At 65.3% G+C, this 24,088-nt stretch carries 21 protein-coding genes; 19 read left to right on the top strand and 2 right to left on the bottom strand.

Features of this window, described 5'->3' with window-relative positions; genetic code table 11:
* The first annotated feature begins 258 nt into the window (after positions 1-258).
* From ACODRX_RS04335 to ACODRX_RS04320, 4 genes are all read left to right on the top strand, one after another.
* Entirely contained in the window at positions 259-2,244 is a 1,986-nt protein-coding gene (locus tag ACODRX_RS04335; RefSeq protein WP_123787496.1) for a relaxase/mobilization nuclease domain-containing protein, read from the top strand.
* A gap of 215 nt (positions 2,245-2,459) precedes the next feature.
* Positions 2,460-3,803 (top strand): ferredoxin reductase family protein, encoded by a 1,344-nt coding sequence (locus ACODRX_RS04330; RefSeq protein ID WP_123787497.1) that lies wholly within the window; start codon positions 2,460-2,462, stop codon positions 3,801-3,803.
* A 14-nt stretch (positions 3,804-3,817) separates the two neighbouring features.
* Positions 3,818-4,483, top strand: a complete 666-nt coding sequence (locus tag ACODRX_RS04325; RefSeq protein WP_012204578.1) for a response regulator transcription factor — start codon at positions 3,818-3,820, stop codon at positions 4,481-4,483.
* 60 nt (positions 4,484-4,543) lie between these two features.
* Entirely contained in the window at positions 4,544-5,899 is a 1,356-nt protein-coding gene (locus ACODRX_RS04320; RefSeq protein WP_238922727.1) for a sensor histidine kinase, read from the top strand.
* A 13-nt stretch (positions 5,900-5,912) separates the two neighbouring features.
* Here the strand turns inward: ACODRX_RS04320 and ACODRX_RS04315 are convergent, their stop codons facing one another.
* Together ACODRX_RS04315 and ACODRX_RS04310 are read right to left on the bottom strand one after the other, a co-directional pair.
* The gene (locus ACODRX_RS04315) at positions 5,913-6,620 is read right to left on the bottom strand and encodes a VIT1/CCC1 transporter family protein (RefSeq protein WP_123787498.1); all 708 of its coding nucleotides are present in this window, start codon (positions 6,618-6,620) and stop codon (positions 5,913-5,915) included.
* Positions 6,621-6,661: 41 nt separating this feature from the next.
* The gene (locus ACODRX_RS04310) at positions 6,662-7,213 is read right to left on the bottom strand and encodes a cytochrome b (protein WP_123787499.1); all 552 of its coding nucleotides are present in this window, start codon (positions 7,211-7,213) and stop codon (positions 6,662-6,664) included.
* 310 nt (positions 7,214-7,523) lie between these two features.
* On the opposite strand from ACODRX_RS04310, the gene ACODRX_RS04305 reads away from it, so the two are divergent.
* The 15 genes from ACODRX_RS04305 (at position 7,524) to trbL (ending at position 24,088) form a co-directional block, all read left to right on the top strand.
* The gene (locus ACODRX_RS04305) at positions 7,524-8,747 is read left to right on the top strand and encodes an efflux RND transporter periplasmic adaptor subunit (protein WP_123787500.1); all 1,224 of its coding nucleotides are present in this window, start codon (positions 7,524-7,526) and stop codon (positions 8,745-8,747) included.
* 13 nt (positions 8,748-8,760) lie between these two features.
* Complete coding sequence (locus tag ACODRX_RS04300; RefSeq protein ID WP_235105032.1) at positions 8,761-11,856, top strand: efflux RND transporter permease subunit; 3,096 nt, start codon at positions 8,761-8,763, stop codon at positions 11,854-11,856.
* Complete coding sequence (locus ACODRX_RS04295; protein WP_003056157.1) at positions 11,853-12,173, top strand: DUF3240 family protein; 321 nt, start codon at positions 11,853-11,855, stop codon at positions 12,171-12,173. Before ACODRX_RS04300 ends, ACODRX_RS04295 begins: the two co-directional genes overlap by 4 nt.
* A complete protein-coding gene (locus ACODRX_RS04290; RefSeq protein WP_252978783.1) occupies positions 12,170-13,468 on the top strand; it encodes a TolC family protein in 1,299 nt (432 codons plus the stop codon). Before ACODRX_RS04295 ends, ACODRX_RS04290 begins: the two co-directional genes overlap by 4 nt.
* Before the next feature lie 170 nt (positions 13,469-13,638).
* Positions 13,639-14,553: a LysR family transcriptional regulator gene (locus ACODRX_RS04285; RefSeq protein ID WP_123787501.1), complete on the top strand. Its 915-nt coding sequence runs from the start codon at positions 13,639-13,641 to the stop codon at positions 14,551-14,553.
* Positions 14,554-14,579: 26 nt separating this feature from the next.
* On the top strand, positions 14,580-14,804 hold the full coding sequence (locus tag ACODRX_RS04280) for an EexN family lipoprotein (RefSeq protein WP_123787502.1): 225 nt from the start codon (positions 14,580-14,582) through the stop codon (positions 14,802-14,804).
* 215 nt (positions 14,805-15,019) lie between these two features.
* Positions 15,020-17,023, top strand: a complete 2,004-nt coding sequence (locus tag ACODRX_RS04275; RefSeq protein WP_123787503.1) for a conjugal transfer protein TraG — start codon at positions 15,020-15,022, stop codon at positions 17,021-17,023.
* Positions 17,020-17,484, top strand: coding sequence for a CopG family transcriptional regulator (locus tag ACODRX_RS04270; RefSeq protein WP_123787504.1), 465 nt, complete (start codon positions 17,020-17,022; stop codon positions 17,482-17,484). Before ACODRX_RS04275 ends, ACODRX_RS04270 begins: the two co-directional genes overlap by 4 nt.
* Positions 17,481-18,497, top strand: a complete 1,017-nt coding sequence (gene trbB / locus ACODRX_RS04265; protein WP_123787505.1) for a P-type conjugative transfer ATPase TrbB — start codon at positions 17,481-17,483, stop codon at positions 18,495-18,497. The genes ACODRX_RS04270 and trbB overlap by 4 nt, the downstream gene beginning before the upstream one ends.
* Positions 18,494-18,886: a TrbC/VirB2 family type IV secretion system protein gene (locus ACODRX_RS04260; protein ID WP_123787506.1), complete on the top strand. Its 393-nt coding sequence runs from the start codon at positions 18,494-18,496 to the stop codon at positions 18,884-18,886. The genes trbB and ACODRX_RS04260 overlap by 4 nt, the downstream gene beginning before the upstream one ends.
* Positions 18,883-19,155 carry a VirB3 family type IV secretion system protein gene (locus ACODRX_RS04255; protein ID WP_123787507.1) on the top strand — a complete coding sequence of 91 codons (273 nt, stop codon included), beginning with the start codon at positions 18,883-18,885 and terminating at the stop codon, positions 19,153-19,155. Before ACODRX_RS04260 ends, ACODRX_RS04255 begins: the two co-directional genes overlap by 4 nt.
* 12 nt (positions 19,156-19,167) lie before the next feature.
* On the top strand, positions 19,168-21,639 hold the full coding sequence (gene trbE, locus ACODRX_RS04250) for a conjugal transfer protein TrbE (protein ID WP_033955072.1): 2,472 nt from the start codon (positions 19,168-19,170) through the stop codon (positions 21,637-21,639).
* Positions 21,636-22,361, top strand: a complete 726-nt coding sequence (gene trbJ / locus ACODRX_RS04245) for a P-type conjugative transfer protein TrbJ (RefSeq protein ID WP_123787508.1) — start codon at positions 21,636-21,638, stop codon at positions 22,359-22,361. Before trbE ends, trbJ begins: the two co-directional genes overlap by 4 nt.
* 12 nt (positions 22,362-22,373) lie before the next feature.
* On the top strand, positions 22,374-22,706 hold the full coding sequence (locus ACODRX_RS04240; RefSeq protein WP_123787509.1) for a hypothetical protein: 333 nt from the start codon (positions 22,374-22,376) through the stop codon (positions 22,704-22,706).
* Positions 22,703-24,088 (top strand): P-type conjugative transfer protein TrbL, encoded by a 1,386-nt coding sequence (gene trbL, locus ACODRX_RS04235; RefSeq protein ID WP_123787510.1) that lies wholly within the window; start codon positions 22,703-22,705, stop codon positions 24,086-24,088. The genes ACODRX_RS04240 and trbL overlap by 4 nt, the downstream gene beginning before the upstream one ends.

Genomic DNA, 24,088 nt, shown 5'->3' with positions numbered 1-24,088 from the left:
GTTCGCCGGCGCGCTGGCTGCTCACGCAGCAGCGCCGCCGGGCCGCCGCTGCCCGGAGCGCCAGCGAGGGGCAAAGGCGGAAGGCAAGACAAAAGGACGCGGCACCGGGCCGCGTCGAAAGCCAGTCTGCACGTGGGGTTGGCGCAGCACGGAGCGGCTTCGCCGCCGTGCCGTTTGTGGCGCGAGGCCCGCGCCAATGCAGGCATGTCCGCGTGCTTCGCACGACCGGACACGCCAGAGCTTGCAGAGGGCACAGCCATGACCGACCGCCGCGACGACGATTTCCGCATCCGCCCCAGCGCCCCGAAGAATCGCGGCCAGGGCTTTGTCTCCAAGGTGCTCAAGCAGGCAGGCAAGGCCAGCGGCGGCAAGTCCTCGGTGCGCCGTCCTGGGACGGCTGGCGGCACCGGGAGGGGCACCGGCCAGCGGCCCGGTTCGCGCCTGGGGCGCGGCCACACGGCGGCGCGCTTCGCGGGGGCGAAGCTCACGCCCATGTCGCGGCGCGTGACCATCAAGACGCTGCTGGTCAACCAGCGCCAGGCCAGCCCGCAGTCGCTCGCCAAGCACCTGCGCTACATCGAGCGCGATGGCGTGGGCCGCGATGGCGAGCCGGGCCAAGCCTACGGGCCGCAGACCGATGCCGCCGACCTCGACGCCTTCAAGGAACGCTGCGCCGACGACCGACACCATTTCCGCTTCATCCTCTCGCCCGAGGATGGCGCCGAGCTGGAAGACCTGCGCACCTACACGCGGCACCTCATGGGCCGCATGGAAGCCGACCTGGGCACGGGCCTCGATTGGGTGGCCGTCAACCACTGGAACACCGACAACCCGCACACGCACATAGTCGTGCGCGGGCGCGACGACACCGGCAAAGACCTCATCATTGCGGGCGACTACATCGCCGATGGCTTCCGCCATCGCGCCGCCGAGCTGGCGACCGAATGGCTGGGGCCGCGCACCGAGCTGGAGATCCAGCAGACCTTGCAGCGCGAGGTGGAGCAGGAGCGGTGGACGAGCCTGGATCGCACCCTGCAACGCGAGGCCGGCGACGACGGCCGAGTGCAGATCGAACGCTTCAACGAACCGAGACTGCAACGCCAGCGCCTGTTGCTGGTTGGCCGGCTGCAACGCTTGCAGCGCCTGGGCCTGGCCGACGAAATGCAGCCCGGCACCTGGGCCGTCCACGCCGACGCGGAAAAGACCCTGCGCACCCTGGGCGAGCGTGGCGACATCATCCGCACCATGCAGCGGGCCATGCGCGGCGAGCCGCGCGAGCTGGCAGTGTTCGAGCCGGGCGACGATGGCCGAACCATTCTCGGCCGCGTAGCCGCGAAGGGGCTGGCCGACGAGCTGCGCGACCGGGGCTATCTGGTCATCGACGGCGTGGACGGCAAGGCCCACTACGTCGCGCTCAATGCCCGCGACGAGCTGGCGAACTATCCGACCGGCGCCGTGGTGGCGGTGAAGGGATCGGCCGACGTGCGTGCGGCCGACAAGAACATCACCGCACTGGCGAGCGGTGGCCTGTACCGCACCGACCATCATCTGGCCGTCGCGCAGGGGCAGACAGTGCCGGGCCGTGATCCGCAGGAAGTCGTCGCGGTCCACGTCCGCCGGCTGGAAGCCCTGCGCCGCGCCGGCATCGTGGAGCGCGTGGCCGAGGGACTTTGGAAGGTGCCGGACGACCTGGCCGAACAGGGCCGCCGCTACGACGCGCAGCGTCTGGGCGGCGTGGCGGTGGAACTGAAATCGCACCTGCCCATCGAGCGGCAGGCCCGCGTGATTGGGGCCACTTGGCTCGACCAGCAATTGATCGGCGGCGGCTCGGGCCTGGGCGACCTCGGCTTTGGCAGCGAGGCCAAACAGGCGATGCAGCAGCGCGCCGACTTCCTGGCCGAACAGGGATTGGCCGAGCGGCGCGGCCAGCGCGTGATCCTGGCGCGCAACCTGCTGGGTACACTGCGCAACCGGGAACTGGCGCAGGTCGCCAAAGACATTGCGGCCGAAACTGGCTTGGAGCATCGACCCGTGTCCGATGGGCAGCGCGTGGCCGGCATCTACCGGCGCTCCGTCATGCTTGCCAGCGGGCGCTACGCGATGCTCGATGACGGCATGGGGTTCAGCCTGGTGCCGTGGAAACCGGTGATCGAGCAGCGAATGGGGCAGCAGCTTGCCGGGACGGTGCGCGGCGGCGCGGTGTCATGGGAGATTGGGCGGCATCGGGGGCCAACCATTTCTTGAGTCAAGGTAATGCCACAAGCCGGTGGGAAAAATTAGATCCTATTTATTGATGGTTGATCAATCCAAAGCATTACCAAAGGTTGGGATTCCAGAATTAAAATTTTCTGTAATTTCGGATACATGGCCACATTCAAAGGCACGCTATCGCGTATCTGGATTGATGGTTTCAGACCAATACCGCATGCGCCTTCCGCAGAATTTAGGGCAAATCCACGATGAAGAGAATAATTTGGACGTTCTGGTTTTTTGCGCTGGCATTGAGCGCTCTATGGCTTTTTACCGATACGCTCTGGCCTGCACAGTCCAACTACTTCGCCCTGCGAACGGTATGGATTCAATACAGCGGCGTACTGGCCATCGGCACGATGTCCGTGGCGATGGTGCTGGCCACGCGCCCTGCGTGGCTGGAGCCCAGCTTGAACGGACTGGACAAGATGTACCGCCTGCACAAGTGGCTCGGCATCGCCGCTCTGGCCGCTGCAACAATACACTGGCTGTGGGCGCAGGGTACTAAGTGGGCCGTAGGCTGGGGCTGGCTGACGCGCCCGGCGCGCAAGCCCCGCGCAGCGGCTGATTCAATGGGCTCCATTGAATCGGCGCTGCGTGGCTGGCGCGGACTGGCCGAGGACTTGGGCGAATGGGCCTTCTACGCCGTCGCGGTGCTACTGGTACTGGCTTTGGTCAAGCGCTTTCCATACCGGCTGTTCGCCAAGACGCACCACTGGATGGCAGCGATCTACTTGGTGCTGGCCTTCCACACCTTGGTGCTGGTTCAGTTCTCCTACTGGGCGCAGCCCGTGGGCTGGGCTTTGGCTATGCTGCTGGCGAGCGGCACGGTATCGGCGGTGTGGGTGCTGCTGGGCCGGGTCGGTGCGCAGCGCACCACGCACGGTGTCATCGAATCGCTGCAGACCTACCCTGCGCTGAACGTGCTGGAAACCACCCTGCGAATGGACCCGGCCTGGCCCGGCCACCGGCCCGGACAGTTTGCCTTCGCCATGTCCAACCCGAAAGAAGGCCCGCATCCCTACACGCTGGCCTCAGCCTGGGTGCCGGAAGACCGGCGCATCACCTTCATCACCAAGGCGCTGGGCGACCACACCCGCCGGCTGCCGGAACGCCTGCAAGTTGGCGACCGGGTGACGGTCGAGGGGCCTTACGGCTGCTTCACTTTCGACGACGGGCGTGCCCGCCAGATCTGGATCGGTGCTGGCATCGGCATCACGCCGTTCATCGCGCGCATGAAGTTCCTGGCGCAGCACGAGGGCCAAGACGCACGTCCCATCGATTTGTTTCATCCGACGAGCGACGTTGATCCGCAGGCCATCGAGAAACTGAGCGCCGACAGCGAGGCGGCCGGCGTTGCGCTACACCTGTTCATCGACAAGAAGGACGGTCGCCTGACAGGTGAGCGCCTGCGTGCCATGGTTCCCGGTTGGAAAGACGCCAGCGTCTGGTTCTGCGGCCCCACGGCCTTCGGCAGCGCGTTGCGCGCCGACCTGCTGGCCCAGGGGTTGGAGCCGGAAGCCTTCCACCAAGAGCTTTTCGAGATGCGCTGAATGGAAGAAAGCATATGCGCGTATTGATCGTGGAAGACTCGCAAACGCTGGCCGAAGCCCTGAGCCAGAGCCTTCAGTCGGAAGGCTATGCCTGCGATACAGCAGCCGATGGCGTGTCCGCGCTGAAGTTTCTTGCCAGCTACCGGTACGACGCCATCATTCTGGACTTGATGCTGCCCCGGCTGGACGGCTTTGGCGTGTTGCGCGCATTGAGCCGGGAGGCCCATGCCGCTCCGGTATTGGTGCTCTCCGCGCGCGAACTGCTTGACGACCGGGTGCGGGCCTTGGATGCGGGTGCCGATGACTACCTGACAAAACCCTTCGAGCTGGCCGAACTGCTGGCTCGCCTGCGGGCGCTGGTGCGGCGTCCGCCGCAACGGGACGTTCCAGTTCTGCGCCACGGCGATCTGGAGGTCGATCCGCGCTCGCGCACCGCGAGGTTCAAGGGCATTGATCTTGGGCTCACGCCGAAGGAATATGGACTGCTCGACTTGCTGCTGCGTCGGCGCGGCGCCACGCTGTCGCGCCCGCAGATTTTTGAACATTTGTACGACAGCCGCAGCGATGCATCGGACAAGGTGGTGGAGGTGATCGTCAGCACCTTGCGAACCAAGCTCGCCCAGTGCGGCCTGGATGAACTGATCGTGACACGACGTGGCTTCGGCTACATACTGCCCTGAACGATGGTACGTCCCGATTCCGAAGCCCTCTCTGATGCGAGTCAAGGCAGATCCTGGTCCTTGCAGCGGCGGCTGGCTGCCAGCCTGGTGATCTGCATTGGAGGAACCTTCGCCATCCTGTTTCCCGTCCTCGACTACTGGATCGACCACGAAATCTACCGACGGATGGATACCACCCTGATGCAACGATCAGCGGCGGTGGGGCGCGTGCTGCAGGAGTTGGATGCGAGAAAGCTCGAAAGCCTCATGCCGGAATACGAGCCTGGCGGGCATACCGAGTTCTTCACGGTCTTCGATTCGCAGACCCACCGGACCTTGCTGCGTTCGCCCAGCAGTGCTGGGGCCGAGCTGGCGCTTGGACCGGTGGAGCAAGGCACCCCACGCTACTACGACGTGATACTCCCGGACGGCCACGCGGGCCGCGCGCTGGCGACGCGCGTGCCGGTAAGAGGTGAGGAATCTCGATTGCTGGTTGTGGCAACAGAACGTCGGGATTGGGATCAAACCGAACGGCGCATCCACTTCACGCTCCTGGGCGGTATCGTGCTGGCGACGCTCCTGGCCACAGGCCTGGCGCTGCTCATGGTTCGGCGCATCGTGGTCATGCTGGAGCGCGTTGGCGTGCAACTGGCCGACCTGCGTTCGGATCGGCCGATTGCGCGGATCGGAGCGGACTTTCCACGCGAACTGCGGCCGTTTGCCGAAGCCTTCAATCAGGGCTTGCATCACCTGTATGCGGCCATTGCCCGCGAGCGCCGCTTCTCCCGCGACGTGGCCCACGAGTTGCGCACGCCCTTGGCAGAAATCCGCATCAGCGCAGAAAGCGCTTTGATCGATGCCGACCCGACCCGAATCCAGCGCGCCCTGAATGCAACGATCCAGGCCAGTTCACGCATGCAGCGCAGTGTGGACACTCTGCTGTTGTTGGCGCGGCTTGAATCCGGCCAACACACACTTGCGCTTGATCCTCTGGATCTAACAGCTTTGCTGCAAGAGTTGCTGGCGGGATTCAACGTCCAGCAAATGGCACCCAAGTCACCTATCCGTGTGACTTTGCCTGAATCGGCATGGGTGCAAAGCGATCAGGGCGTGATCGAACGCATCGTCTCCAACCTCTTGCGCAATGCCATCGAATACGCGCCCGAAGGCGACGACATTCAATGTAGGCTGGAGCGCGCGGCTTCCGGCTGGATGTTGACCATCGTCAACACAGCTCCCAATTTGCAGGCATCCGATCTGGATCAATTCGGACTTCGCTTCTGGCGCAAGGATTCCGAAGGTGGCACGGCGCACCACGCCGGGCTGGGACTTGCACTGGCCCTGGCGCTCGCGCATGCCATAGACCTGCCGCTGGCGTTCTCACTGGACAACGGTCGGCTGTCCGCGCGGCTTGGCCCTTGGCCACCGCTGCTCTGAGATTGACGCAGATCTACACCGCAGTGCCGAACATGGCTCCCACGCCCGCTGTCACCGCCATGGCAAATGTGCCCCAGAACGCGACGCGCAGCGCACTTTTGAAGAGCGGCGTACCACCCACGGCAGCGGCCGCAGCGCCGAGAAGGGCCAGGAAGACAATCGCCGTCGCGACGATCCAATAGAGCAGGCTCTGCTCCGGCGCCAACAGAACCACGGCCAGCGGCATGGCCGCACCCATCGCGAAGCTCCCAGCGGACGCCATGGCGGCTTGCAGCGGGCGAGCGCTCAAGGTTTCAGAAATGCCCAATTCATCGCGCGCGTGCGCGCCCAGCGCATCATGCGCCATCAATTGCGTGGCGACCTGATCCGCGAGTCGATGATCCAGGCCACGCCGGACATAGATGGCCGTTAGTTCCCGATGCTCTGCTTCCGGACTGTTTTCCAGTTCATCACGTTCCCGCGCCAAATCCGCCTTCTCCGTATCAGCTTGTGAATAGACCGACACGAACTCGCCTGCAGCCATGGACATGGCACCGGCTACCAACCCCGCGATGGCCGTGGTCATGATGCTGGCATGGCTTGCATGGGCAGCAGCCACGCCTGCAACCAGGCTGGCCGTGGAAATGATGCCGTCATTGGCACCCAGAACAGCGGCGCGCAGCCATCCGATATGTTCAGTGCGGTGACTTTCAGGGTGGGCGCGGTGGTGAAATTTGGTCATTGGAGATTCGAATCCATATAAAGCAGCCTGAGGCCAGTAGGTCAGGGGCGACGACCGGGAAGCATGCGAACCAGTGTGTTGTCACGCATGACGTAGTGGTGCAACAGCGCCGCCATCGCATGCGATCCGATCAAGACATAGCCCAATGTCGCCAGCGCCTCATGGACATCCTTGAGTTGGCGCGACAAAGCAACGTCGGTGCCGATCAGAGAGGGAATGGGCAAGCCAAACAGAACAACCGGCTTGCCCGCCGCACTCAAGGTGAGCCATCCGAGCAGCGGCATGGCGAGCATGAAGCTGTAGAGCGCATAGTGCATGACATCGGCGAGCGTGGCCTGCCAGCGTGGCATGGGTGGTTGGATCGCGGGCTTCACGCCCGCCTGGATGCGCACCCCGATACGGATCACGACGATAACCAGAACGCTGAGGCCCAGCAGGTAGTGCAAGGACTTCATGGCGTCTCTCAAGGCTCCCTTGGGTGCCAGTCCGCGCAGCTCCATGCTCGCATAGACCGCGATGATGAGAAGCACGGTCAGCCAATGCAGTCCTATGACCAAAGGACTGAAGCGGTATTCGGAATTCCTGACATTCATGGTGTATGGCTCCGATGTTTGAGGTAGCAAAGGCGCACCGCTGGCATATCAGAGCAAGTTACTGAAAAATCAGTTTATCGATTGCTTGCTGCTCAAAGCAGGCGTTTCGCCGAAATACATCGTACTGAGCAAATTTCGCTTTCTCCAAAGCTTTCTCAAAGCTTCACCGAAGAACATGAGCCGATCTTTTACAAGAGATCGACCGCATGTTTCGCCTCATTAACCTCGCGCACCGCTTCATATGCGACGGATTTTCAATCCGCGCTGTGTGCTCGCTACTCTGCTCTACGTCGTTTGGAGCAGCACAAGCATGAGCTTCCCGACCTTGAAAGCGGCGGGTGCCTCCAGCCGAACCAAGACTCTGGCCCTGTCCGCTATCAGCGTGGCGGTTCTGGTTGCCGCAGGGTACGGCTGGTGGGCCTGGACAACGCCGCGGACAACCGTAGCCGATAAAGACGCGAGCGAGGCTGTCGCCCAACCGAGCGCTGGCGGCGTTCAGCTCAACGCTGCTCAGCTTCGCGCGCAGGGTGTGGAAACCGCGCTCGTCAAAGACACCGCAGTGATACCGCTGGATGGCTTGCCCGCGCAGACCGTAGCGCCGCTCTCGGCCAGCGCGCACGTCGTAGCGCCCTATGGCGGTGTGGTGACGCGTGTTTTGGTCGATGAAGGCGCTGCGGTGCGTCAAGGACAAGCTCTGGCGCACATCCAGAGCAAGGACGTTCTGGCGGCGCAGGCCGATCTGGCGCGTGCCCGCACCGAAGCGGCGGTGGCCGCGGCGCAGGCCCGGCGCGATGCCTCGCTCTTGGCCGAGGGCATCATCCCAGCCACGCGCAACGAGCAAACCCAAGCGCGCGCGGCGGTTGCGCAAAGTACGTTGCAAGAGACCAATGGCGCCCTCGCACGGCTTCGACCCGTTAGCGGTGGGCAGGCGGGCGAGTATGAATTGCTGGCGCCTTTGTCCGGGCGGGTGATGCGTCGTCACCTGAGCCTCGGGCAGGCGGTCGCGCCGCTCGACATCGCCTTCCTGGTGGCTGAGCCTGGCCCGCTGGATGTCAGCGTCACGGTTCCGCTGCGGTGGCGCTCGGATCTCCGCCCGGGCTTGGAAGTGCGTCTTCCCGATGGCACGATCGCTCGGGTGACGGCCGTTGGTGGCGACACTGACCTCAGTAGTCAGAGCCTGCGGGTACGTGCCCGCGTCGATGCAGATCAGGCAGGGGCAGACCGCTATGCGGCCGGGCAGCAGATCAGTGTCGCGCTGTTGCTGCCAGCACCGCATGGCACCTTGAGCGTGCCATCGTCCGCACTGCTGCCAGCGGGCAGCGCCCACGTGCTCTACGTTGCTGAGCCGTCATCGCAAGACAAGCAAGGCGACCTACGCGTCCGCGCTGTTCCGGTGCAACTGCTGGGGCAAGACGAATCAGAGGCGTCAAGCGCCGTGCGTGCCGTCTCGCCAGACACTGCGCCGCTTGCGGCAAGCATGCAGGTCGTCGTGCGCGGCACGGCACTGCTCAAATCCATGATTCCATTGCAATGAGGGGCGACCACGCATGTTGTCCCGTCTGATTGAATTTTCCCTGCGCCAACGTGCGCTGGTGCTACTCGGCGTGCTGGCTTTGGCAGGTGCGGGCTTGGCAGCCTTCCTGCAACTGCCGATCGATGCCTATCCGGATATTTCCCCCACGCAGGTCAAGCTGATCATCAAGGCCCCCGGCATGACGCCCGAAGAGGTGGAGTCGCGCGTGATCACGCCGCTGGAGATGGAGTTGCTCGGCGTGCCGCAGGGCGTGATGCTGCGCTCCACGGCCAAGTATGCCATCGCCGACATCACGCTGGACTTCGCCGAAGGCAGTGACATCTACTGGGCGCGTCAGCAGGTGGCCGAGCGCTATGGCGGCGTTTCGGGCAGCCTACCCGAAGGCGTCAGCGGCGGACTAGCGCCGATTTCGACACCACTGTCGGACGTGTTCATGTTCACCATCGAAGGCGGTGGCCTCACGCTGAGCGAGCGCCGCGCTCTGCTGGACTGGACGCTGCGCCCGGCCCTGCGCACGCTGGCCGGTGTTGCCGATGTCAACGTGCTGGGTGGAGAAGCCAAGAGCTTTGCCGTGGTGCCGGATCGCGCACGGCTTTCCGCTGCGGGCCTCAGCTTCTCTGATGTCATCACGGCAATCGGCCGCAACAACCGCAATGACGGTGCGGGCCGCCTGGATGCAGGCGAAGACACGCTGATCGTGCGCGCCGAAGGCGCGATCCACACTTTGGACGATTTATCCCGTCTGATCCTGCGCGCGGGGGCCAATGGTACGGCCCCAGTTCGCCTGGGCGACGTGGCCCAGGTGCGCATCGAAGGCGTGACGCGCTATGGCGCCGTCACCCGGGACGGCGCGGGCGAAGCGGTGGAAGGCATCGTGGTGGCGCTGCGCGGGGCCGATGCCTCGGCGCTGGTCAAAGCCATTCGAGCCCGGCTGGACGAGGTGACTCCCAGCCTGCCGCCCGGCGTCAAGGTGGTGCCATTCTATGACCGCAGCACGTTGATCGAGCGCGCTGTGGGCACGGTGGAAAGCGCCTTGCTGGAAGCCACGGTACTGGTCGTTATCCTGCTGCTTCTGTTCCTCGGCGAGCTTCGCGCCGCGCTGGTTGTGGCGGTGATGGTGCCTTTGGCGGCACTGGGCACCTTCCTTCTGATGCGTCTGGTCGGCATGAGCGCCAACCTGATGAGCTTGGGGGGCCTCGCGATCGCCATCGGCATGCTGGTGGACGCTGCCGTAGTGGTGGTGGAAAACGCCGTCAGTCGGCTCGACCCGCACGCGCCCAGTGCGCACCAGCCGCGCCTGCACCGCATATTCGCCGCGGCGCGCGAGGTCGCCATGCCTGTGGCCTCGGGCATCCTCATCATCTGTCTGACCTTCATGCCCCTGCTCACGCTGCAAGGGTTGGAAGGCAAACTGTTTGTGCCGGTGGCGCTGACCATCGTGTTCGCCCTGGGCGTCTCGCTGCTGCTGTCGCTCACGCTGGTGCCGGTGCTGGCCTCGCTGCTGCTCAAGGAACACGCGCACACCGAGCCGTGGGTGATGCGCTGGGCCACGCGCCTGTACCAACCGCTGCTGGAGGCTGCGCTTCACCACCCGCTACGCGCATCGGCGGTCGCCATCGCGGCCCTGACATTGGGTGTGGTGGCCTACCTCGGCACGGGCAAGGCGTTCATGCCGACGATGGACGAGGGCGATATCCTGCTGCAACTGCAAAAGCCGCCGTCCATTGGGTTGCAGCGCTCGCTGGAGATTGACCTGGCGGTGCAGAAGGCCATCGGTGCGGCGGTGCCCGAGGTGCGGCACAGCATCGGGCGGGTGGGCTCGGACGAGCTGGGGCTCGACCCGATGGGCCTGAACGAAACCGACCTGTTCATGCAGCTCGCACCGCGCAAGGATTGGCATGCAGCCGACAAGGACGCGTTGAGTGCCGAGATACGCAAGGTGATGGATGCCTTCCCCGGCCTGGAATTCGGCTTTACCCAGCCCATCGAGATGCGCATCTCGGAAATGCTCACCGGCAGCCGGGGCGACGTGGCCGTCAAGCTGTTCGGCCCTGATCTGCAAACGCTGGGCGATCTGGCGCAGCGCATGGCCGCTCGCATCGAGAAAGTGCCCGGTGCGCGCGACGTGCTCACCCAGGCCAGCGACAGCGTGGAATACCTGCAGGTGAAGGTGGATGCGCAGGCGGCCGGTCGCGCCGGACTGGCCGTGACGCAGGTTCAGGACGAGCTGCGTGCGCAGCTCGAAGGCGTGCCGGCCGGGCTGGTGATCGAGCCGGACAGGCGCACGCCCATCGTGGTGCGCGGGGATGCCCGGCTGCGCGGATCGGCCGAGCGGTTCAAGGACTTGCAGCTCGCCCGTGGCGATCAGGGCGAGATCCCCCTAGCCTCGCTGGCGCGCATCGCCACCACCGATGGCCCCGTGCTGGTGCGGCGCGAGAACGGTTCGCGCTTCGCGCTGATCCAGTCCAGCGTGAGCGGGCGCGATCTGGTCGGCTTCGTAGATGAAGCGCGCGAAGCCGTGGCGCTCGACGTGCCGCTGCCGCCCGGCTACCGCGTCGAATGGGGCGGGCAATTTGAGAACCAGCAACGTGCAGCGGCCCGCCTAGGCATGGTAGTGCCGGTGGCCCTGGGGCTGATTTTCTTCGTGCTGTTCATGACCTTCGGCTCGGTGCGGCAGGCCGCGCTCATCCTCGGCAACGTGCCGTTTGCCATGGTCGGCGGCGTGGCGGCGCTGTGGCTGTCGGGGCAGTACCTGTCGGTGCCTGCTTCGGTCGGCTTCATCGCGCTGCTGGGCATCGCCGTGCTCAACGGATTGGTGCTGGTGACGCACTTCAACCACCTGCATGCGCTAGGCCTGCCCATGGAACAGGTGGTGCGCGAAGGTTCGCTGCGACGGCTGCGCCCCGTGCTGATGACGGCTTCCATCACCGCCTTTGGCCTGGTGCCCCTGCTGCTGGCCAGTGGCCCTGGCTCTGAGATCCAGCGCCCACTCGCCATCGTGGTGATTGGCGGACTGGTCAGTTCCACGGCGCTGACCCTGGTCCTGCTGCCGGTGCTGTACCGGCGATTCGGCCAGGCCATCTCCTCACAACAAGGAGTCCACGCATGAACGGATTGAAAGAAGCGCAACTGGTGCGCCTGAATCTGGTGTTTCCACCCACGCTCGAAGACGCCGTCACCGATGCCCTGATGGCCGACCCGGTGCTGCCAGGGTTCACCCTGTTGCACGCCGAAGGGCATACCGGCGACTTCGCGCGCGCGTCCATTCGCGAGAAGGTTCGCGGCCGTGTGGATCGGCGCGTCATCTGGGTGTTGATCGAATACGAACAACTGGAACAGGTCCTGGCGCATCTGCGCCAGCGCATCGCGTCTAGCGATGTCCGCTGGTGGGTGGAGTCGGTGTTGGCAAGTGGAAGACTGGTATGACGAGTAAAAACAAGGGATGCAGCCTGGTACTACCGGCTGGTGCCGTCATGGTGGCCATTGCGGCCTTGACATTCCATCCCGCGCAAGTGCGCGCCGATGATCTCTCCTGGCTACCTGCGCAGGCGCAAGTCGAAGCGGCGATGAAAACCCAGCCGGTCGTGAATGCCGCAGCCGCTCGCTTGGACGCGGCTGCTGCCACGCAAAGCGCCCTTGAAGCCGGTAGCCACGAGTTTGAACTCAGTAGCGGCCTACAACGTCGCAACGTGACCAACGAAGCGCGTCGCTACAACGAATGGGAAATCCAGCTCAGCCGTGCTGTTCGCTTGCCAAACAAGGCGCGTCTGGATCGGGAGATCGGCAACCGCACCCGCGGCGTGGCCGGTATGCGCCTTGAAGATGCCGAGCACCAGATGGCAAGGCGACTGCTGGAAGTCTGGGCCGGATGGCTGCGCAGTTTCATCGTGGCTGACGAGATGCAAGCGCAGGAAAAGTTGCTTATTCGTGAGCAGGAAGCAATGGCCCGGCGCGTGGCCCTGGGCGATGCCGCGCGGCGGGACAGCGACGTTTTGCAAGCCGAACGCGCACTGCTTGCGGCCCAGGTTAGCGCCGCGCGCGATGCAGAACGGGCAGCACGACAGACGTTGGTGATTGAGTTCCCCGGCATTGAGATTCCCGCACGGCCATCCACCCTGCCAGATCCCGATCCCTTGCCGGGCGGGGTACAGGAGTGGCTGGCGCGAATTGTGCGACAAAGCGTCGAAATCGGCATTGCCGATGGAGAGGCGGCTCGCCTTGCCAAGGTGGCCGAGCGCGCTCGCGCCAACCGCACGCCCGACCCCACCGTCGGGGTACGCATGATGTCTGAACGCGGCGGGGCGGAACGTGTCATTGGCGTTGTCTTGACGGTGCCATTTGGCACGGACTATCGCAGTGCAATGGCCGCCACGGAAAGCGCCAACGCGGCGGCCGCAGAGGCCGAGGCGCTCGGCGTGCGGCGCGCGGTGGAGCAAGGTGCGTGGGTCGCCGTGCAAGCAGCGGATAGTAAGCGCACGCAGTGGCAATCATTCACGCAGGCGCTGGCCGCGCAGACCACGGCCAGCAACCGCACGCGGCGGGCTTGGGAATTGGGAGAGGCCCCCTTGGCCGAATACCTTTTGACGCTGCGCAACCTGCGCCAGACACGACTCGCCGAAGCACAGGTTCGCGTCGATGCGTTGCAAGCATCAGCACTGGTGCGTATCGACGCGCATGCGCTGTGGCATTCCGAGGAGGTGCATATCGATGCCGCTCCGTGAACTCCTATTTCTGCGCATGTCTTTGTTCCTATGCGTCAAAGATGGGAAGCGCCGACGTGTTGTTAGCTGCCATATTGAAGAAATGCTTTCTTCCTGGCACGACAGCGGCGCTTTCTTCTTTAGCCGACTAGCTAGGCAGCGAATTCAATAGCCCAAAAGGAGTGAGCACTATGGAGCTTCGACATCTTCGCTGCTTTCTCATCGTTGCGGAGGAGCTTCATTTCGCTCGCGCCGCTGAACGGCTACATATCGACCAATCCCCACTTTCGCGCACTATCAAGGAATTGGAAGAGGAACTCGGTGCTCGCTTATTCGTTCGCACCACCCGAAGCACTCAGCTAACCCGTGCTGGGCGGCAGCTTCTGGAGCATGTCCCGCGCATTTTTACCGCATTGGATCAGGCCCGTGATGGCGTCAAGTCTGCCGCCAACGGATTTTGCGGCCAGTTGCGCATTGCCTTGTCTGACGGTGTAACTCCCTCACGCTTGCCAACTTTACTGGCGCAATGCCGTGAAGAGGACCCCGAAGTTGAGATACGTCTGTTCGAGGTGCCGCTCGGGCAACAGATCAAGGGTTTGCATGAAGATCTGTATGACGCAGGTTTTTCAATGGCCGAAGACGGAGGCGATGGCATCTTGGTCACGCCCGCCTGGGAGGACGAGTTGATGGTTGCGGTGCCAACTCGCCATTCTCTGCTCGCCCATAAGCGCGTTCCGTTGGAGGAAGTACTACGTCATCCGTTGGTGCTCGGCGACCCAGCAGTATGCGAAGGCCATGCACGGCAAGTCGATCGTTTTCTCCGCAAGCTCGATCAGGAGCCATTGATAGTCCAGCGCGTGGCGACCTTTGACGTGATGATGACATTGGTTTCCGCCGGTTTGGCTTTGGGCCTAGCAGGCGCAGCGCATATAGCTTCTTGTCGAGAGTCAGGCATCGTGGGTCGCCCCTTGGCAGGCAAGCCGCCAATGCTGACAACCTATCTGTTGCGCCGTGATGCCGCACCTTTCGAGATGTTGAACCGATTCATTGAACGAGTCGCCTTTCTTGAGGCAAGGGGTAATCTGAACCTGGCCGAAGATTCCTGACTTACTCGACGAAAGGACTGGGAACCATGAACAAAGTGCTGCTGATAATGGTCATCACCCTAACGGCATGTGGTCAATCTCGACCCTCGGAAACCGTGGACTTCCTTGTGGCCCACCCCGACCGCATCAAGGAACTCCAGCGCCAATGCAAGGAGGATCGCGCAAGGGTCGGCGATGAACTCTGCGTGCGCGCGGCCGAGGCCGCCAATCGGCGCTTCTTCGGTGATCGGCCGGAGCAAAAGACGAAGTAGCGTCCGCCGCTGTTGCTTCGCTACGACGAAGCTCTCGCTACTACCTCCATACGCCGCAACGCGCCCGCGCTCGCGGCGTTTTTATTGTCTTCGCCATTGCAAGAAATCTGGCTTTTTTCGCCTGAATCCCCGCCATAACGGCCTTTGACCGGCACTCCCCACGGCACTGATCCTGATGCCTGCGGCACGTCTATGTGCCGTGCTTGGAGGCTGGGATGCAAGGGACGAACGTGCTGTTCGGTCAGATCGCCGTGGTATTCGGCATCGTGATCGCCGGAGTGTGGGGCGCCACACAATGGACAGCAGCAGCCCTTGGCTACCAGCTACGCCTTGGCTCGCCCTGGTTCGACTTCCTCGGCACGCCGGTCTATCACCCGTGGCGGCTGTTCGAGTGGTGGTTCTTCTTCGACGCCTACGCGCCGCGTGTGTTCGACACCGGCGGCGCCATCGCGGGCGGCAGCGGTCTTGTCGCCGTGCTGGTGGCGATTGGCATGTCGATCTGGCGCTCGCGGCAATCGCGCCTGGTCACAACCTACGGCTCGGCCCGTTGGGCGAACGCGGATGACATTCGCAAAGCCGGCCTCACACAGCCGGCCGGCGTGTTCCTCGGCCAGCATGATCGTCAGTACCTGCGGCACGAAGGGCCGGAACACGTCCTGACTTTCGCACCCACCCGCTCGGGCAAAGGTGTCGGCCTAGTGGTGCCGACGCTGCTTTCGTGGCCCGCGTCAGCCGTCATCCACGACATCAAGGGCGAGAACTGGCAGATCACAGCCGGCTGGCGCTCGCACTTCTCGCATTGCTTGCTGTTCAACCCGACCGATGCGAAGTCGGCGGCCTACAACCCGCTGCTGGAAGTTCGGCGCGGCGCACATGAAGTGCGCGACGTGCAGAACATCGCCGACATTCTGGTCGATCCCGAAGGCGCGCTGGAGCGCCGCAACCATTGGGAGAAGACTTCGCACGCGCTGCTAGTCGGCGCGATCTTGCATGTGTTGTACGCGGGCGAGGACAAGACGCTGCGCGGTGTCGCCAACTTCCTCAGCGACCCGGCCAGCCCGTTCGAGCTGACCTTGCACCGGATGATGACCACGCCCCACCTGGGCGATGGGCCGCATCCTGTCGTCGCTTCGGCGGCGCGCGAAGTGCTCAACAAGTCGGACAACGAGCGTTCCGGTGTGTTGAGCACCGCCATGTCGTTCCTCGGCCTGTACCGCGATCCCACGGTGGCCGAAGTCACCTCGCGCTGCGATTGGCGCATCGCCGACCTGATCGCGGCCGAGCATCCAGTGTCGCTGTATCTGGTGGTGCCGCCTTCGGACATTTCGCGGACGAAACCGCTCATTCGCCTGATCCTCAACCAGATTGGGCGGCGGCTCACCGAATCGCTCGATGGCTCCGACGGCATCGCGCGCCGCCACAAGCTGCTGCTGATGCTCGACGAGTTTCCCGCGCTGGGGCGCCTGGACTTCTTCGAGACGGCGCTGGCCTTCATGGCCGGCTACGGCATCCGCAGTTTTCTCATCGCCCAAAGCCTGAACCAGATCGACAAGGCGTATGGGCAAAACCATTCCATCCTCGATAACTGCCACGTCCGCGTGACGTTCGCCACGAACGACGAACGCACGGCCAAGCGTATTTCCGAAACGCTCGGCACCGCCACCGAGCTGCGCGCGCAGCGCAACTATGCGGGCCACCGGCTCGCGCCGTGGCTGAGCCATCTCATGGTGTCGCGTCAAGAGACGGCCCGCCCGCTGCTGACGCCGGGCGAAGTCATGCAGCTTCCGCCCGACGAGGCGGTGGTGATGGTGTCCAGCGTGGCGCCGATCAAGGCGAAGAAGCTGCGCTACTACGCGGACGCCAATTTCAAGCGGCGCGTGCTGCCGTCGCCCACGCTGACGGACGGACAGTACGCCGACGCGCCGCCGCTGCGCCCTGACGACTGGAGCGGGATGGCGATTCCTGCCGTGCCCGCCGCGCTTGCGGCCGATACCGCCGAAGGCTTCGGCGCCGCAACCGACGACGGCGGCCCGCGCCGTCAGCCCGAACTCTCGCAAACCGTCGCCTACGACCCCGAGCTGGCCGCGCCCGCAGCCGACCTCGGGCTGCTCGATGACGACGACGACCTGCCGCTTCCCCTTCCTCGCCAGCTCGATCCGGCCATGCAGCGCACGGCCCGGCTGGCTTCCCTCGACCCCAACGACGGAATCGAGCTATGAGCCACTACCGCCTGAACCTCTTTATCCAGCCCGAGCACGCCCAGCGGCTCGATGAACTGGCCGCCAAAAAAGGCGTGTCCAAGTCCAGCATTGTCGCTGCCGCCTTGGCGTCCTGGCTGTCGCCGGACGCGGCCGACCAGCGCGAGGCGGCCATCGCCAAGCGGCTGGATCGCCTGTCGCGGCAGGCCGAGCGCCTGGAGCGCGACCAGAACATCGCCATCGAGACATTGGCGCTGTTCGTTCGCTACTACCTGACCGTCAGCACACCGGTGCCCGAGGCGCACCAAGACGCGGCCCGTGCCCAGGGCAAGGCGCGCTTCGAGCAGTTCGTCGAACAACTCGGGCGCCACCTGCTGCGCGGGCGCAGCCTGGTACGTGACGTGGTGGAAGAACTGCATCCCGACCCGATGCGGATGGAGGACGCGGCGGCAGCCGCGCAAGCGCAGGAGCGCGCGTCATGAGCGCCACATCGCTCGACCGCCGCATCCAGATGCTGCGCACGGCGATGGGGCCGCTGATCGCCACTGCGCTCGAAGACCCGGACGTGGTGGAAATCATGCTCAACCCCGATCGCACCCTTTGGGTGGATCGGCTGTCGTCGGGCCGCGCGCCGATGGGCGTGGAGCTGTCCGAAGCGGACGGCGAGCGAATCATCCGCCTCGTGGCCGCCCACGTCGGCGCGGAAGTGCATCGCGGCCAGCCGCTGCTGTCGGCAGAGCTGCCCGAAACGGGCGAACGCTTCGAGGGCATCTTGCCGCCTGCCGCGCCGGGGCCGGCCTTCGCGCTGCGCAAGCGTGCCATCGGTGTGATCCCGCTGGAGCGGTATGTCATCGACCGGGTGATGACCGCCGCGCAGGCAGCCTTTCTCGTTCGCGCCGTGCGCGAGCGCAAGAACATCCTCATCGCCGGCGCTACCAGCAGCGGCAAGACCACGCTTGCTAATGCCTTGCTGGCGGAAATCGCCGCCACCGGCGACCGCGTGCTGGTGCTCGAAGACACGGTGGAACTGCAATGCTCGGCCCGCGACCACGTTCCGCTGCGCACGCGCGCGGGCGTGGTGTCCATGACCGAGCTGGTGCGCTCGTCCATGCGCCTGCGGCCGGATCGCGTCGTCGTCGGCGAGGTGCGCGGCCCCGAGGCGCTGGATCTCATCAAGGTGTGGGGCACGGGCCACCCCGGCGGCATTGCCACGATCCACGCGGGTTCCGCACTGGGTGCGCTGCTGCGCATGGAGCAACTAATTCTCGAAGTGGCGGTGAACCCGCCCCGTGCACTGATCGCCGAGGCCGTGGACGTGGTGATCCACATCGCCGGGCGCGGGCACAAGCGCCGCATCGAGAGCATCGCCCGCGTCGTCGGCTTCGACGACGTGGGCTACCAACTGGCGGACGCGCTGGACGCGCCGTTTCCCGAGCTGCCTTCGCAGTCCGACCTTTCTTCCCCGTCCCTCAACCACTCTGGAGAACTGCCATGACGCAGATGCACATTCCTGCTTTCCGTGTTTCCGTAAATCCGCCCTCGCGGCTGCCGAGGCTGGCCCGGCTGCACAGCCTGGCCCGCCCTGCGGGGCAAGGGCTGCTGCTGTCCGCGCTGCTGTTGTTCCTGGCCGGCACCGCGCAGGCCGCTGGTTCCTCAATGCCGTGGGAAGGCCCCTTGCAGTCGATCTTGGAGTCGATCCAAGGGCCGGTGGCGCGCATCGTGGCAGTCATCATCATCATCGCCACGGGCCTCGCTCTCGCGTTCGGCGACACGTCGGGCGGCTTCCGCAAGCTGATTCAGATCGTGTTCGGCTTGAGCATCGCGTTCGCCGCGTCCTCGTTCTTCCTGTCGTTCTTCAGCTTCTCCGGCGGGGCTGTCGTATGAGCGCCCCGGATAGCTTCGCGGCGGGGTTCGAGGTGCCTTTGCACCGCTCGCTCACCGAGCCGATCTTGCTGGGCGGTGCGCCGCGCACCGTGGCGATTGCCAACGGCACGCTGGCTGCCGCTGTGGGGCTGGGCCTGCAACTCTGGATTCCCGGTGCCGTGCTCTGGATCGTCGGCCACTCGCTGGCGGTGTGGGGAGCGCGCGTCGATCCGCAGTTCATGCAGGTCTTTGCGCGACACATCAAGCATCGCCCGCTGCTGGACGTGTGAGGGGACGCCGCCATGCTGAACCTCGCCGAATACCGCCAGCGGCCTGCGCTGCTGGCCGACTGGCTGCCCTGGGCCGGGCTGGTCGCGCCGGGCGTCGTCTTGAACAAAGACGGCAGTTTCCAGCGCACGGCCCGGTTTCGCGGGCCTGACCTCAACAGCGCCACGCAAAGCGAGTTGATCGCCACGTCAGCGCGATTGAACAACGCGCTGCGGCGGCTGGGTTCGGGCTGGGCGCTGTTCATCGAAGCCGAGCGCTGCGCTGCCGCCGACTATCCGCACTCGGAGTTCCCCGAGCCGCTTTCGTGGCTGGTGGACGAGGAACGCCGCGCAGCGTTCGAGGAATCGGGCAACCATTTCGAGAGCGGCTATCACCTGACGCTGGTGTACCTGCCGCCCGAGGAATCGCGCGCGCGTGCGGCGGGGATGCTGTACGAGAACCGGCCCACCGAAGGCGTGGATTGGCGTGAGCGCCTGCAAGCCTTCGTCGCGGAGACGGATCGCGTCTTTGACCTGCTCGATGGCGTGATGCCGGAAATCGCATGGCTCGATGACAGCCAGACGCTGACCTACCTGCACGCCACCATCTCGACGCGGCGCTATTCGCTGGCGGTGCCCGAGGTGCCGTTCCACATCGACGCGCTGCTGACCGATTCCGTGATGGTCGGCGGCCTCGCACCGATGCTGGGCGACCAGCACCTGCGCGTGGTGTCGGTGCGGGGCTTCCCGACCTCGACCTGGCCAGGGATTCTGGACGACCTCAACCGCCTGGGCTTTGCGTATCGCTGGAGTACGCGCTTCCTGTGCCTGGACAAAGCCGAGGCGGAAAAAGAACTCACCCGGCTGCGCCGCCAGTGGTTCGCAAAAAGGAAGAACGTCATCGCGCTACTGCGCGAAACGATCTTCCAGCAGGAAAGCCCGCTGGTCGATACCGATGCCAGCAATAAAGCCGCCGACGCGGACGCGGCGTTGCAGGAGCTGGGCAGCGATCAAGTCGCCTTCGGCTACCTCACCGCCACGGTGACGGTGCTCGATGCTGACCCAGCCGCAGCCGACGAGAAGCTGCGCATGGTGGAGCGCGTCATCCAGGGGCGCGGGTTCGTGACCATTCCCGAAACGCTCAACGCCGTGGATGCGTGGCTGTCCTCGCTCCCCGGCAACGCCTACGCCAACGTGCGCCAGCCCATCGTCTCGACGCTGAACCTGGCGCACATGATGCCGGTGTCGGCGGTATGGGCCGGGCCGGAGAAGAATGACCACTTGGGCGGCCCGCCGCTGATCGTCACGCGCACCGATGGCGCGACGCCGTTCCGGCTGGTGACGCACATCGGCGACGTGGGCCACACGCTGGTCGCCGGCCCGACCGGCATGGGCAAGTCGGTCTTGCTCGCCACGCTGGCGATGCAGTTCCGCCGCTATCGCGGCTCGCGCATCTTCGTGTTCGACATGGGGCGTTCCATGCGCGCCACGATCCTCGGGCTGGGCGGCGAGCACTACGACCTGGGCACGGATGGCGAAATCGCCTTCCAGCCGCTCGCCCGCATCGACCGCGAGGGCTACCGCACCTGGGCCGCCGAATGGATCGAAGGCCGCTTGCTGCATGAGGGCGTGGCGGTCGGCCCGGACGAGAAGGCCGCCATATGGTCGGCACTCGGCAGCCTCGCCGGTGCGCCGTTGGAGCAGCGCACGATGACGGGCTTGTCGGTACTGCTGCAATCGAACGCGCTGCGTCAGGCGCTCGCGCCCTATGTGCTCGGCGGCGCGCACGGCAAGCTGCTGGACGCCGACCACGACCGGCTGGGCAACGCCGACGTGCAGGGCTTCGAGATGGAGGAGCTGATGCACAGCAAGGCCGCCGTCATGGCCGTGCTGCATTACCTCTTTGCGCGCTTCGATGAACGCTTCGACGGCGCGCCCACGCTGCTGATCCTCGATGAAGCGTGGCTGTTTCTGGATGACCCGGTGTTCGCGGCCCGCATCCGGCAATGGCTCAAGACGCTGCGCAAGAAGAATGTCTCGGTCATCTTCGCCACCCAGAGCCTGGCCGACATCAAGGATTCGAGCATCGCGCCCGCGATCATCGAAAGCTGCGCCAGCCGCATCTTCCTGCCGAACCCGCAGGCGACCGAGCCGCAGATTCGCACGATCTACGAGGGCTTCGGCCTCAACCGGCGGCAGATCGAAATCGTCGCCACCGCGCAGCCCAAGCGCGACTACTACTACCAATCCCGCCTCGGCAACCGTCTGTTCGACCTCTACCTGGGGCCGGCGACGCTGGCCTTCGCGGGCGCTTCCACGCCGCAAGACCAGCGCGCCATTGATGACGTTCTTGGCCGCGTGCCGCCGGACGCCGGCGCACCCGGCTTCGCGGGCGCCTGGCTGCGCCATCGCGGCCTCGATTGGGCGGCCGACCTGCTGCCCTCGTTTCCCGGCCTTGTGCCGGGTTCCCTCCGTACTACCGACCACCCACAGGAGAGCCTGTCATGAAGAAGCGCCTGATCGCCGCCGCCGTCGCGGCCATGCTTTGCACCGCCACCGCCCATGCGCAATGGGTCGTGATCGACCCCACCAACCTCGTGCAGAACACGCTGACCGCGATCCGCACGCTGGAGCAGATCAACAACCAGATCCAGCAGCTCCAGAACGAAGCGCAGATGCTGATGAACCAGGCGCGCAATCTCGCCAGCCTGCCGTCCAGCGTGGTGGGCCAGTTGCGCGCCAATCTGGCGACGACCGAGCGGCTGATCGCCCAGGCTCGCGGCTTGGCCTACGACATGACGAACCTCGATCGGGAGTTCGCGCGCCTATATCCCGAGCAGTACGCCGCCACCGTCAGCGGTGACCAGATGTACCGCGACACGCAGGAGCGTTGGAAGAACACGCTCAACGGCTTGCAAACCACCATGCAGATGCAGGCGCAGGTGTCGCAGAACCTGGGCGAAGACGAAAGCGTGCTGGCCGACCTCGTGGGCAAGAGCCAGTCGGCCGAAGGCGCGCTGCAAGCCATGCAGGCCATGAACCAGTTGCTGGCCTTACAGGCCAAGCAGTCCATCCAGTCGCAGCGGCTCCAGATCACGCAAGACCGGGCGACTGCGCTGGAACTGGCACGGCAGGCGGCAGCCACGGAGCGCGCCCGCGAGGTGCGGCGGCGTTTCCTGGGCGACGGCACGCCGTACACGCCGCAGTCCGTGAACTTCTACGGCAACTGACGGGAGGCCGCCATGCGATGCGTCCTCGCCCTGTCGGTTTCGCTGCTTGTGGCGCTGCTGGCCGCGTGCAGCGAGCAGCCGGCCGACAACCTTGCCGATGCCCTGGCCGCCGATCCCGTGCGGCTCAAGGCATTGCGCGCGCAATGCGCAGCCGACCGGCAAGCCACGGGCGAGGACGCTTGCCGCGCCGCCGCCGAAGCCTTCCGGCGGCGCTTCTTTTCCGGCGAGGCTGGGCCGGATGAATACCGGACGCTGGCCGATCTGCCGCCGATCCCGCCGAGTTTCGATGAGCCGGCCGATGGCGTGGCGCCAGCAATGCCGACCGAACCGGAGGGCACGCCATGAATGACGTGACCATCATCGACCAGTTCCTCAACACCTTCTCCGCCTACATCGACTCGGGTTTCGGGCTGCTGCGGGGCGAAGTGGCGTTCCTCACGGCCACGCTGATCGTCATCGACATGACGGTCGCCGGCCTGTATTGGGCCATGAGCCATGCCACCGGCCAAGGCGAGGACGTGATCGCCAAGCTGCTGCGCAAGGTGCTCTACGTCGGCGCCTTCGCGTACATCCTCAACAACTTCAACTGGCTAGCCAGCATCGTGTTCCGCTCGTTCGCGGGGCTGGGCATCACCGCCACCGGCTCGGCCATCACGATGGAGAACTTCTTGCAGCCGGGCCGGCTGGCGAAAACCGGCATCGACGCCGGAGCGCCGATCTTGAAGCAGATCGGCGACATGGCCGGGTTCCCCGAAGTGTTTGCCAGTCTCGATCCCATCGTCGTGCTGTTCCTCGCGTGGCTGGTCGTGGTGCTGTGCTTCTTCGTGCTGGCGATCCAGCTTTTCATCACGCTGATCGAGTTCAAGCTGACCACGCTCGCCGGCTTCGTGCTGGTGCCGTTCGCGCTGTGGAACAAGACCAGCTTCCTCGCCGAGAAGGTGCTGGGCAATGTCGTGGCCGCCGGCATCAAGGTGCTGGTGCTGGCCGTGATCGTCGGCATCGGCTCGGGTTTGTTCTCGCAGTTCCAAGTCCATCCCGCCGAACCAAACATCGACCACGCGCTGGTCATCATGCTGGCCTCGCTCACCTTGCTGGCGCTCGGGATCTTCGGCCCCGGCATCGCTACGGGCCTAGTGTCCGGCGCGCCGCAGCTCGGCGCGGGCGCGATGGCCGGTGCCGCCGTCGGCGCAGCCGGAACGGCAGTGGCTGTCGGTGCTGCCGCGACGGGCGTTGGCGGTGCGGTCGCCGCTGGTGCCCGCATGGCCCCGGCCGCCGCCAAGTTGGCCGGCGCTGGCGCGCGTGCGGCCACGTCGGCGGCTGGCAGTGCGAAATCGGCGTTCCAGGCCGGCTCCGCCGCCGCAGGCGGTGGTGCGAAAGGCGCAATGGCGGGCCTGGGCAACGCCGCCAAGACCGGCGCGCAGGCAGCCGGGCGAGGCGCTGCATCCCGCGCCTCCACTGCCGGGCAGCGCATGGCCGCTCCCTTCCGCGCTGGCTGGAACGGCGCTGCTGCCGATGGCGGCGCGGGGGCGGCATCCGGTCAGGGTGCCGCAGGCGAGGCCGCATCTGGCGCCGCTACGGCGCAGACACAGGAACAGCCCGCTTGGGCCAAGCGCCTGCATCGCCGCCAGCAACTCACTCACGCCGCGACCACCACCGCCCACGCGCTGCGCGGGGGCGATGGCGGCGGCTCCGGCCAGGGGCCGAGCCTGCGCGATTCCGATTCATAA

It is taken from the genome of Comamonas sp. FG99 (assembly GCF_057808605.1).
Note: the sequence above shows the minus strand (reverse complement) of the source record. Positions and strands in the feature narration are given on the sequence as shown.

Excerpts from the sequence above, each read along its gene's own strand:
- ACODRX_RS04305 (WP_123787500.1), top strand. The coding sequence starts at position 7,524 with ATGAGCTTCCCGACCTTGAAAGCGGCGGGTGCCTCCAGCCGAACCAAG.
- ACODRX_RS04240 (WP_123787509.1), top strand. The coding sequence starts at position 22,374 with ATGCGATGCGTCCTCGCCCTGTCGGTTTCGCTGCTTGTGGCGCTGCTG.
- ACODRX_RS04310 (WP_123787499.1), bottom strand. The coding sequence starts at position 7,213 with ATGAATGTCAGGAATTCCGAATACCGCTTCAGTCCTTTGGTCATAGGA.
- ACODRX_RS04255 (WP_123787507.1), top strand. The coding sequence starts at position 18,883 with ATGAGCGCCCCGGATAGCTTCGCGGCGGGGTTCGAGGTGCCTTTGCAC.
- trbB (WP_123787505.1), top strand. The coding sequence starts at position 17,481 with ATGAGCGCCACATCGCTCGACCGCCGCATCCAGATGCTGCGCACGGCG.
- ACODRX_RS04285 (WP_123787501.1), top strand. The coding sequence starts at position 13,639 with ATGGAGCTTCGACATCTTCGCTGCTTTCTCATCGTTGCGGAGGAGCTT.
- ACODRX_RS04280 (WP_123787502.1), top strand. The coding sequence starts at position 14,580 with ATGAACAAAGTGCTGCTGATAATGGTCATCACCCTAACGGCATGTGGT.
- trbE (WP_033955072.1), top strand. The coding sequence starts at position 19,168 with ATGCTGAACCTCGCCGAATACCGCCAGCGGCCTGCGCTGCTGGCCGAC.
- trbJ (WP_123787508.1), top strand. The coding sequence starts at position 21,636 with ATGAAGAAGCGCCTGATCGCCGCCGCCGTCGCGGCCATGCTTTGCACC.
- ACODRX_RS04325 (WP_012204578.1), top strand. The coding sequence starts at position 3,818 with ATGCGCGTATTGATCGTGGAAGACTCGCAAACGCTGGCCGAAGCCCTG.
- ACODRX_RS04275 (WP_123787503.1), top strand. The coding sequence starts at position 15,020 with ATGCAAGGGACGAACGTGCTGTTCGGTCAGATCGCCGTGGTATTCGGC.
- ACODRX_RS04260 (WP_123787506.1), top strand. The coding sequence starts at position 18,494 with ATGACGCAGATGCACATTCCTGCTTTCCGTGTTTCCGTAAATCCGCCC.
- ACODRX_RS04315 (WP_123787498.1), bottom strand. The coding sequence starts at position 6,620 with ATGACCAAATTTCACCACCGCGCCCACCCTGAAAGTCACCGCACTGAA.
- ACODRX_RS04330 (WP_123787497.1), top strand. The coding sequence starts at position 2,460 with ATGAAGAGAATAATTTGGACGTTCTGGTTTTTTGCGCTGGCATTGAGC.
- ACODRX_RS04270 (WP_123787504.1), top strand. The coding sequence starts at position 17,020 with ATGAGCCACTACCGCCTGAACCTCTTTATCCAGCCCGAGCACGCCCAG.
- ACODRX_RS04295 (WP_003056157.1), top strand. The coding sequence starts at position 11,853 with ATGAACGGATTGAAAGAAGCGCAACTGGTGCGCCTGAATCTGGTGTTT.
- ACODRX_RS04335 (WP_123787496.1), top strand. The coding sequence starts at position 259 with ATGACCGACCGCCGCGACGACGATTTCCGCATCCGCCCCAGCGCCCCG.
- ACODRX_RS04300 (WP_235105032.1), top strand. The coding sequence starts at position 8,761 with ATGTTGTCCCGTCTGATTGAATTTTCCCTGCGCCAACGTGCGCTGGTG.
- ACODRX_RS04290 (WP_252978783.1), top strand. The coding sequence starts at position 12,170 with ATGACGAGTAAAAACAAGGGATGCAGCCTGGTACTACCGGCTGGTGCC.
- trbL (WP_123787510.1), top strand. The coding sequence starts at position 22,703 with ATGAATGACGTGACCATCATCGACCAGTTCCTCAACACCTTCTCCGCC.